This is a genomic window from Chroococcidiopsis sp. (assembly GCF_051657925.1).
GTDB lineage: Bacteria > Cyanobacteriota > Cyanobacteriia > Cyanobacteriales > Chroococcidiopsidaceae > Chroococcidiopsis.
In genome coordinates, this window is record NZ_JBOFLP010000096.1 from 1 (window position 1) to 10357 (window position 10357).

At 45.2% G+C, this 10357-nt stretch carries 7 protein-coding genes and 1 tRNA gene; 6 read left to right on the forward strand and 2 right to left on the reverse strand.

Going from position 1 to position 10357, the window contains the following annotated elements:
* On the forward strand, positions 1–1104 hold a 1104-nt coding region (locus tag ACRC32_RS07180; protein ID WP_438553323.1), incomplete at its 5' end, for a sugar ABC transporter ATP-binding protein.
* Entirely contained in the window at positions 1101–2102 is a 1002-nt protein-coding gene (locus ACRC32_RS07185; RefSeq protein ID WP_438553324.1) for an ABC transporter permease subunit, read from the forward strand. The genes ACRC32_RS07180 and ACRC32_RS07185, both read left to right, overlap by 4 nt.
* Positions 2103–2201: 99 nt before the next feature.
* Here the strand turns inward: ACRC32_RS07185 and ACRC32_RS07190 are convergent, their stop codons facing one another.
* Complete coding sequence (locus ACRC32_RS07190) at positions 2202–3281, reverse strand: choice-of-anchor Q domain-containing protein (protein WP_438553325.1); 1080 nt, start codon at positions 3279–3281, stop codon at positions 2202–2204.
* A 416-nt stretch (positions 3282–3697) separates the two neighbouring features.
* Between ACRC32_RS07190 and gshA the strand changes: the two genes are divergently transcribed.
* The 3 genes from gshA (at position 3698) to ACRC32_RS07205 (ending at position 8323) form a co-directional block, all read left to right on the forward strand.
* Positions 3698–4852 carry a glutamate--cysteine ligase gene (gene gshA / locus ACRC32_RS07195; protein ID WP_438553326.1) on the forward strand — a complete coding sequence of 385 codons (1155 nt, stop codon included), beginning with the start codon at positions 3698–3700 and terminating at the stop codon, positions 4850–4852.
* Between the two features lie 321 nt (positions 4853–5173).
* On the forward strand, positions 5174–5638 hold the full coding sequence (locus tag ACRC32_RS07200) for a tRNA (cytidine(34)-2'-O)-methyltransferase (RefSeq protein ID WP_438553327.1): 465 nt from the start codon (positions 5174–5176) through the stop codon (positions 5636–5638).
* 786 nt (positions 5639–6424) lie between these two features.
* The gene (locus tag ACRC32_RS07205) at positions 6425–8323 is read left to right on the forward strand and encodes a peptidoglycan DD-metalloendopeptidase family protein (protein ID WP_438553328.1); all 1899 of its coding nucleotides are present in this window, start codon (positions 6425–6427) and stop codon (positions 8321–8323) included.
* 97 nt (positions 8324–8420) lie between these two features.
* On the opposite strand, the gene ACRC32_RS07210 is transcribed toward ACRC32_RS07205, so the two are convergent.
* The gene (locus ACRC32_RS07210; protein ID WP_438553329.1) at positions 8421–9500 is read right to left on the reverse strand and encodes an MraY family glycosyltransferase; all 1080 of its coding nucleotides are present in this window, start codon (positions 9498–9500) and stop codon (positions 8421–8423) included.
* A gap of 236 nt (positions 9501–9736) precedes the next feature.
* Between ACRC32_RS07210 and ACRC32_RS07215 the strand changes: the two genes are divergently transcribed.
* Positions 9737–9810: transfer RNA gene (locus ACRC32_RS07215), tRNA-Met, on the forward strand.
* Positions 9811–10357 lie beyond the last annotated feature (547 nt).

Below are 10357 nucleotides of genomic sequence, written 5' to 3' on the forward strand. Positions count from 1 at the left end.
ACGGTTTCTCGCCTCTCAATTGCCGAACAGCAACAAGTCGAAATCGCGCGGGCGCTCAAGGACAATAGCCGCATCCTAATTATGGACGAGCCAACCGCAGCACTGTCAGACCGCGAAACAGAACAACTATTTGAGTTAATTCGTAAGCTGCGAGACAACGGCATTGCCATTATCTACATCAGTCATCGCATGGAAGAAATTTACGCGCTTGCCGATCGCATTAGCGTTTTGCGAGATGGCGAGTATGTAGGCAGTTTAGAACGCCAGGAGATCTCTAGCGAGCGCCTGGTACAAATGATGGTAGGCAGACCTTTGCAAGATTTGTTTGAAAAACAGCCTGGAAAAACCATCGGTTCAGTCGTACTAGAAGTAAAGAACATTAGCGATGGTGGCAAAATTCAGCCTGCAAGTTTAACACTACATGCAGGAGAAATTGTTGGCTTGGCGGGGCTGGTAGGCGCAGGACGTACGGAATTCTGTCGGTTAATTTTCGGTGCTGACCCCAAGACAAGTGGTGAAGTGATTTTAGATGGTAAACATCTCAACATCAATCAACCCAGCGATGCGATCGCCGCGGGTATTGGTTACGTGCCAGAAGACCGCAAAGAACAGGGCTTATTTCTCGAAATGAGCTGCCGCAAGAATATTGCAATTAACCTGCTCAAACGGGAAGCAAAAGTAGGCACGATCAGCCCATTACGAATTAACCAAATTGCCTCAGCCGCAGTCGATAACTTCAATATTCGGCTAGCAGAACTAGGCATTAGAGCCTTAGATTTATCTGGTGGCAACCAACAAAAACTGCTGCTAGCAAGATGGTTGGCAATTAAGCCCAAAGTTTTGATGTTAGACGAACCCACAAGGGGTGTAGATATTGGCGCAAAAAGCGAGATTTATCGCATCATTAGCGACTTAGCAGCCCAAGGAGTTGCAATTTTAATGGTTTCGAGCGAACTACCCGAAATTATTGGGATGAGCGATCGCGTTTTGGTGATGCGAGAAGGGCGTTTAGTTGGCGAATTAAACAGTACCAACGGCGAGAAAATTACGCAAGAAAAGATTATGACTTACGCCACCGGAGCAATTGAGGGAGAAAAATTATGAGTCAAATCCAATCAAAACCAATGCGCGGCAGATCGAGCGATCGCCCCAAGGGAGGTAGGCGTAAATCTGCAAGTAACCTGCTTCAGATAGTAGGAATTCTACCGATTCTGGCGCTGATTTGCATTCTCTTCGCCTTACTCACGCCTAACTTTCTTACCACAGGCAACATAGTCAATATATTCCGGCAAGCATCGATCAACATCGTGCTAGCAACAGGGATGACGTTTGTAATCCTTACGGGCGGAATCGATCTTTCGGTTGGTTCTATCCTGGGAGTAACAGCTGTAGTTGGCGTACTGACATCACTCATACCAGGGGTCGGCTGGCTGGCGGTTCCCGTTGCTTTACTCGCAGGCTTGGGTTTGGGCTTAATTAACGGTGCTTTAATTGCCTTTCTTGAACTGCCACCTTTCATTGTCACTCTAGGTGGGCTCACGGCTCTGCGAGGGGCTGCTTATTTAATTGCTAGCGGTACAACCGTTATCAACCGCGACCTCAACTTTGCTTGGATCGGGATTAATTACTTAGGACCAGTTCCTTGGTTAGTGGTAATTGCGTTGCTTACAGTGGTAGCTAGCTGGTTTATCCTCCGCCGCACTATTTTGGGAATGCAGATCTATGCAGTGGGTGGCAATCAACAGGCAGCAAGGCTAACGGGAATTAAGGTCAAGCGAGTACTGTTATTTGTTTACGGTGTCAGTGGCTTGCTCTCCGGCTTAGCGGGAATTATGAGCGCCAGCCGTCTTTACAGTGCTACAGGAATGCTAGGGAATGGATACGAACTCGATGCGATCGCGGCTGTAATTTTGGGCGGAACCAGTTTCTCTGGTGGGATTGGCACTATCTGGGGAACTCTGCTTGGTGCGTTAATCATTGCCACCCTCAATAACGGACTAACTCTATTGAATATGTCATTCTTCTGGCAGTTAGTTGTCAAGGGTTTAGTCATTATTGTTGCCGTCACAATCGATCGCCTCCGCAGACGCTCTAGAAGGTAAAAGCATCAGAGGAAATTTGGGGTTTTAGACCAAATCTAAAATCCCAAAAAATCTCAAATTCAAAACGAACCACTCTTTATTTTTCTAAATAGAAATTTTCTAGTTGGTCATCTTGTCAATTCCCTCTGCTGGAGGTGCGAGATACTCGTATGCACCCACATCGCATCCAGCAACACCATCTCTGTTTCCGTCCAGGGGTCGAGTCATACCACGTTGCTCGGTACTCTGGCATTGGTCGTCGATCCCGCGATCGATTGCCGGACTCTCAGCGTAGATTGGCAACATATCATTATCGTCACGTCCGCCTAGTACGATCTCAACGTTACTTCGGCTAGTAGGAAAGCCACAGGTTGCATCGCTTGACAGGTTGCCACCGAGATCGACAATCGTGCCGTCGCAATTATCACCCTCATAGTTATTTGCTACCAGCGTATTCTTTAACTGAATCGTACCAGTATTGGCAATTCCACCACCACTCGTTGCCGAGCGGAAAGACTGATTGTTAGCGATCGTGCTATTGTACACATCCATCGTGCCGAGGTTTTCAATTCCCCCACCTGCACCAGATGTAGAGTTTCCCACAATCGTTACGTTCACGAGTGTCGCTTTGCCCGTACTTGCATTAGTAAGTCCACCGCCACCCCAAACGTTACCATACCTCCAGTTAATAGAACTTGCTCTGACTGTGCTGTCAACTAAAATCAGCGTCCCGTGGTTGTGAAGACCACCACCGTGGGAGTGACTGGCAAAGCCAGGGGTTGCATTACCCCACTGTACTGTGACTTTACCAATGTAGGCAAAGCCAGTGTCAGCGATATCGAACACGCGACTTTTCAACATGCCATCTATTTTTGTTTTTCCAGAACCTGCACCAGTCAGGGTTAAGTTTTTGGTGACATCTAAATGTCCCTGACTTAGTTCGTATAAACCTGCTGGGACGGTGATAGCACGGTTGACTGCCTGACCTTCCTGTACTGCGGCGCGTAACGTACAGAGGCGGGAAGGATTGGAAACACAGTTCCCATCACCTATATTCCCGTCCGGTTCATCTAAGATGCTATTAACTGTAAAAATTTGTCTTTCTTGAGATAGAACTGTTTGAGGTAGAATAGCAAGTCCGCAAACCATAATTACAATTAATACATAGCGTATCCATCGAAATCGTTTCGTTCTTCGCATAAGTTTCTCCAACGAGCTAACGAATACTCGCAAACTAGAGTTTTTGCAAGCAAAGCGGGAATAATGGCAGACAAGCCTCATTTATTCGCGCTATTCATCAACTGCTGACAGCGATCCGCAGCTCATTTCCTGAAAAGCGATATGATTCTTTATAGAGGAGTCGATACGAGGTGGTTAGATCTATGGTGATAGCAAGGTTAAACCGCCATCTAAGGATTCCAGGGATGTTTTCCCTGCTGCCTTCTGGCATTACCTTCTGGGATTAAATAAAGATCTAACTGCACCTAACTACGGATAGAAACTCTGTCAGTCAAACTAATGCAGGTATTGAACTTTCGGGCAGATGCAAAGTTTTGCCGCTGCTAGATACACTTAGTTAGTGGAAGAATTACTCACTGCAAGCCGAGGAGAATCAAGTGCTGCTATCAAAAGGCTTTGAAATTGAAATGTACACGGGGACACCGTCGGGTGATGTCGTCGGTCTTTCAGACAAAATCGTGGCAAATTTAGAGGGTAATTTTGCCAAAGAGCCAGATAGCCGTAACGTAGAGTATATAACGTCTCCCTCAAATCAATACGAAAGACAGTTGTGCGAACTACTGCGCCCTCGGCGCAAAATACGGGAATATCTCAAGCGCTTGGGCAACTACACGTTTATTCCTGGTAGTACTTTATCTTTGGGGGGGAGCGATCGCTTCTACCGTTCCGACCCGAATAACCCATACCACGAATATATTGAAAAGACCTACGGTACTACAGTTGTTACTGCTAGCGTTCATATTAATGTTGGGATTGAAGATCCAGAAGTACTTTTACGGGCGTGTCGTCTGATCCGCGTCGAAGCACCTCTGTACCTCGCCCTCAGCGCCTCCTCTCCTTTTATTGACGGCGAACCTACTGGTTATCACTCCACCCGTTGGGCAGTTTTTCCTCAAACTCCCGCGCACGTTCCCCTGTTTGAAAGCCACGCTCATCATATTCGTTGGGTTGAGGAACAGTTAGCCGCAGGGACAATGCAGAGCGTGCGCCATCTTTGGGCATCGGTAAGACCGAATGGCGATCGCCGCCCTTACGACCTCAACCGTTTAGAATTAAGAATCTGCGATCTCGTCACCGATCCGATTGCTTTATTAAGTATTACTGCCTTACTAGAAGCGCGGCTGTGCCAACTCATAGCAGATCCACAACTCGATCCGCTAGAAATGAGTACCCTACCAGCAACAACCCGCGCTGAAGATTTGTTGACAATTACTGCTGCTAACGAAAGCGCAGTCGCTCGTTCTAGCCTCGACGCTCAGCTAACTCATTGGCAAGACGGCAGAAAAATCTTAGCGAGAGACTGGATTGAAGAAGTTTATCAAGAAGTCTGGGCGATCGCCAAGCAAAACGGCTTCAATTGTTTTCTTTCTCCCGTACAAAAAATTCTGCGCGAGGGTAACACCGCTCAGCAGTGGTTGAAACTTCATGCATACGGCTTTGAGCCAAGAAGCATTATCATGCAATCTATTCAAGCAATGAGCGATCGCGAGTTAGAACTGGAAGATAAGCTCTGTTCGTCGGCAATGGTGTAGTGCATTAGTCATCAGTTATTTGTCATTTGTTATTGGTAGAACAAATGACAAATGACGAGTGACAAGTGACAAATAAATGTTAAGAATTTTTAATCATTTGTTTTCGATTTACATTTATTTAAAAAAACTATATATTTATGAATCCGAAGCTAAATTGTGCTATGGAGAGGACAATATCTCGATCGAACGTTTTAGCTTTTCACTTTTGTACGGGCGGATTTAACCGCAGAACGATCTGTTCTAGAATAGTCTGCCCAAAAAACCCGCCTCTACGAATACTTGGCTTTTGACTTTTAACTTTTGACTTTTGACTTACTGTAAATGCCTCAACTCGTTTTGGTTCACCCGCAAATTCCTCCCAACACAGGTAATATTGCCCGTACCTGCGCGGCGACAGGGACAGAATTGCATTTGGTTGCACCGTTGGGTTTTGAAATTAGCGATCGCTATTTGAAACGAGCTGGCTTAGACTACTGGCAATATGTCAACTTGCATTACCACGAATCTCTAGACAGCTTCAAAACCTATTATCTAGAGCGCGGGGGACGCTGGGTTGGCTTTAGCGTTAAAGGTGAATCGAACTACATCGAATACCAATTTCAGGCTGACGATTGGTTGCTATTCGGTAGCGAAACAACTGGATTACCTCCAGCCGTCCTCTCTGTCTGTCATGCTAGAGTTTACATTCCTATGGCTCAAACTGGCGTTCGCAGTCTAAACCTTTCTGTCAGCGTCGCCATTGGTTTGTTTGAAGCCCGTCGGCAATTAGGATATTTGAGGGCATAGGGAGCAACTACAAATTCAAAATTCAAAATTCAAACTTTCCCTGCTCCCTGCTCCCTGCCCCCTGTTAACTGATAACTGACTTACGTATATTCTCTGGTTTTTTTGACTTAGATTTAAATTGAAGTAATTTTTTTTACAGCTAGTTTGGCTAATTTCTCACGATCGAGTTTTCAGTCTTGAGGCAGATATAAGAAATTTTTATAAACTATTTGACCAAACTGTCTTTTTCGATGATACATTTTCTTCATCTTTTATCTACCTTGTCATAGAGGATTGATAGCCCTCATATAGAGATAAGCTAAGGATTTGAGTAATTGTACTCAGGTTTAAGCTTTGGCTGTGTAGCTCGCAGTTTTGGTAAAATGCGATACTTGTTGGCTTACAGAAATTAACTTAAATTGACTATGTGTAATAGAGAACATAAGTAACATGACTCAATACATCAATGTAACGATTTAATTAAAAAATGTTAAAAGACGATAAAAGAAAAAATAAATATGCCAAAACAAAAAATGCCTGTATTCTGGGCAGTTCTTATTCTTTAAGTAGAAATTGCCCAACTGTAGTATATTGAGCAGACTGGAGACAACGTTAATTTTTTTTGCCAATAGGCTGTAAGCTTGTTTAAATCAAAAATGCCTAGTAAGCTTGCCTCAGCATATTTATCTCAGCATGAAAAACTGGATTTGAGAACACTCAAAACATTCATGTAGTAGTATCGCAATTGCGATCGCCAGAGCAAATGAACAGAGGTAGTTAAGCGCTATTCCAGACAGGAGGTCATTGTTGAAACAAACGTGGGCAAAAGATCGGGCAGATCGAGCCTCTAAAGCCAAGCGGCAAGTGCGGACTTCAGCCGCCACGATCGGCATTATTTTCTCAGCCGGAGCGTCCAATCTGCTATTGACCCAAATCAGTAATAGCGCTCCAGCCATAGCCGTAAATCAGCCTTCGCTCAGTCAAATGCCGATAGCAACTAGAGCGAGCTTAACTATTAGCAGCATTGGTGTGCCAACAGGAATCGCGGCAACCGTGCCTTTAGCATTCACTCGAAGTCATACTAACGCGACACAGTTATTTGAGCCTGTAGCCAAGCAACCAACAGAGAAAACAGCCAAAGTTTTACAGGCTTTGCGAGTCAATCGCCTGATTCGCCAGCTCAAGGCAAGTAAAATTACCGTATCAACAGCAGCGTTAGTATCTCAACTAGACGAGCGAGAAGCAGCGATCGCCAGACAAAGATGGTCGATCGATCGCCTGAGACAGAAATTGAATCGCTTGGAAGAAGATAGTTCGGCAGAGATGGTGTTTGAGGAGTGGCAAGCATCGGCAGGTACATCGAGCCAGGAACAAATGGGGGCATCGCTAGCAAGCGAGCCTGGGCTGCAACCCGCAGTGTCTCTACTAGCATTCCATCCTCAGTTACAAAGACCACATTCAACACATGGTAATGCAAGTGGGGAGGCAATGCCTTACGTACTGGAGGCAATGCCTGAAGCTCGAAGCATGTCTTTGGCAGGAACGCAGACAGGAGCAAGTCTGCCAAAAATGGCGGTCGATCGCCCAATGGTACTAGTCCCCTTACAGGCACTTAGCTACAAGGTAAAAGCCGGAGACACGCTGAGTGCGATCGCGCAACAACACGGGCTACCACTGACAACTCTCATTACCGCCAACAAATTAGCCGATCCCAACCGCATTCAGATCGCCCAACAGCTGATCGTACCAATTTCGCCATCAAAGGGAAGTGAGAGCCAGCAGCCAATAACAGCAGCTCTGGAAAACAATACTAATGCTGGTATGGGTGGCAACATTTCTGAAGATGATTCGGTTGTGGAAGCCAATCCTCAAGGGATAGCAGAAATTCAGCGGCAGCAATCAGCAAAAGCAGAACAAGCACAGTTGAGCGATCGCTACGTCCAAAATTTACGTAGTGATATCGAGAAATTACAGCACAGATATCGCACCCAGCCATTGCTGAGTCAAGCAACACCAGCAGAACAACCTGCTGCCAAGACGAGTGGCGATCGCTTGTTGCGGAAGCTGCGTCAGATTGCATCTGTCGAATTGAAAACAGATCGAAACTTCAATTCCAAACAAGCAAGCAAGACTTTACAAGTAGAAGCACCAAAACAGCCGCAGCGTTCAGTGCAACCCACTGAAGATGAAAGTGACGATAGCTTGGCAACAGCACCGATTGGTAGAGATGCAACAGATTCGCTCCAATCAATTCAGCAACGAAACGTATCGCCAGCATTACCACCTTTAGATTCAGCAGATACCTATTTACCCAAACCGATAATTTCCAAAAAGGGCTTTATGTGGCCTGCTAGAGGGAAACTTTCTTCCGGGTATGGCTATCGTTGGGGGAGGATGCATCGGGGAATTGACATTGCTGCTCCGGTGGGGACACCTATTTTTGCGGCTGCGGCTGGAGTCGTCATCAAGTCAGGCTGGAACTCTGGCGGCTACGGCAATATGGTTGATATTCAACACACAGATGGTACAGTTACTCGCTATGCCCACAACAAGCGATTGCTCGTTCACAAAGGTCAAACAGTCTACCAAGGGCAGCAGATTTCCGAGATGGGTAATACTGGTTTTAGTACCGGTCCTCACCTACACTTTGAAATTCATCCTCTAGGTAAAAAAGCAGTTAATCCGATGGCTTTTTTACCTCGATGAAGGGAGCAGGGAACAGGGAGTAGGGAGTAGGGATTGGTAAGTGAATTCTGACTTACGACTTACGACTTACGACTTACGACTTCTTCCCCTACCCCCTTCATGCCTTTCTAATTCTTTGCCAGATGGTGAAGCTTAGAAGTGCGACAATGCTGAGCATAGTCATCAAGATAGTGAGAGGGGTCATACCTTGTAATTTCATTGCTAAACAATTCGCGATCGCGGTGAAAGACCATAATGAGATCGCCGTAGCTCGTTGCGATAAGCCAGTAGCCAACAAGCGGTGATGTAGATGGTCTTTACCAGGAGTACTAAGAGGATTTTTCCCCGCCATCAGCCGCAGGACAAACACCTGAGTTGTGTCAATGACTGGTAGCAGCAGAAATAGGATTGTTGGTACTAAAGCAAATACAGTATTAACTTTTAAGCTACCTAAAATTGCGGTAGCCGCTAGCACGTAGCCAAAAAAATAAGCTCCAGCGTCTCCCATGATGATGCGGGAAGGATGAAAGTTATGACGCAGAAATCCTAGTGCTGAGCCTCCCAATGCTGCTAAGAGTAAAGTTGCTGCGGCTCTAGTGGCAAATTGTGCCGAGACTGCTAGTAGGCTCATAGAAGTGATAAAGCTGACTCCTCCTACTAAACCGTCAATTCCATCCATCAAGTTAATTGCATTCGTAATTCCAACTACCCACAGCACGGTAATCAGAGTCGAAAGTAACGGATCGATTGGTGGAAATATTCTAGCTTCGATGCGGATATCGCTAGCAATGAGTAAAAAAGCTGTCAGAATTTGTACGGACAAGCGTACCCAAGGTGGCAAGCCAAATTGGTCATCAATGAATCCTACTAAAACTAAAATCGAGCCTCCTAACAAGATTGTTAGTACCTCAGCTAGCACTCCTTCAATAACTATGGGGCGCAAAAGCGTTGCCAATACTAAAGCAGCTAACACTCCAGTATAAATTACCAAACCACCAGCATTAGGCAAAGGTTCGCGGTTGAGCCGTCGCTCGTTAGGCTGGTCTGCCCAACCTACTTTTAAAGCGAACGATCGCACTTCTGGCATTAATTGCCAAGTGACTATCCACGCCAACACAAAGGTAAACATGACTGATAGCCAACCATAACCATATGGGCTGGCGATACCGATAGATTGGAGGAAGCCGTAGATGTTCATCTTTTTTAATCCAATCCTTAATCGTAAGGATGAATACGAGCAGCAACAGTATAGTTCAGACTTGCTAAAAAGCTACATCTGTGTTTATGCTCATGCCAATTTCACAGTATAGAGAAAAACTTTCGGTGTCCTCTCAATTTAAATCGAGTTGGCTCGAATTTGAGTCTAGCTTCAAAATTTTGTCAGAAAGTACGATTAGCGATCGATATGTTAGTATAGTTAAGCGTCAAAAATCTGGCTCAGTAGCTCAGTTGGTTAGAGCAGGGGACTCATAAGCCCAAGGTCGGCAGTTCAAATCTGCCTTGAGCCATCGGAAAAAACTAGATAGAGCAAAGCTTTCAGCATAATTGTCGCAATTGAAGATTTGTTAAATCTTAGCTGTGACTATTGCTTTTGACTATGCCTTGCTTAGAGCAGGGGTTTTCATAGTCAATAGGTTGCAGCTATAAAAGCACAACACAAGTCAAGTAAGGGTTCCGTAGGTATTGAATCTTTTCAAGGTCGGTTGAGGCTACATTTACCACGCATACTCTACGGCGGAAAACAAAAATATTTAACTCTAGGGTTAGCTGATACCTAAGAGAAACGCAAGGCAGCAGAAGCAAAGGCGCGTCAGATCGAACCCATTTAACGGTATGGCTAGCGAGATTAGGTCAAAGAAGACTGGCAAAACAGCTCGGATACCATTCTCTAAAGAAGAGAGAGACGCGATTATTAATAGACATCTCCAAAATAGTAACATTCTGTGGTAGAAGAAGATTGAAGAGGTTTTTTGATACAGAAACATGAGCGATATACTAAATCATATTGAATCGAATCCTAAAAAAACGTTACGATTAATTGGTTTGGAGTATGGA

Coding starts and splice junctions, on each gene's coding strand:
- ACRC32_RS07185 (WP_438553324.1), top strand. CDS start 1,101: ATGAGTCAAATCCAATCAAAACCAATGCGCGGCAGATCGAGCGATCGC.
- ACRC32_RS07190 (WP_438553325.1), bottom strand. CDS start 3,281: ATGCGAAGAACGAAACGATTTCGATGGATACGCTATGTATTAATTGTA.
- ACRC32_RS07200 (WP_438553327.1), top strand. CDS start 5,174: ATGCCTCAACTCGTTTTGGTTCACCCGCAAATTCCTCCCAACACAGGT.
- ACRC32_RS07210 (WP_438553329.1), bottom strand. CDS start 9,500: ATGAACATCTACGGCTTCCTCCAATCTATCGGTATCGCCAGCCCATAT.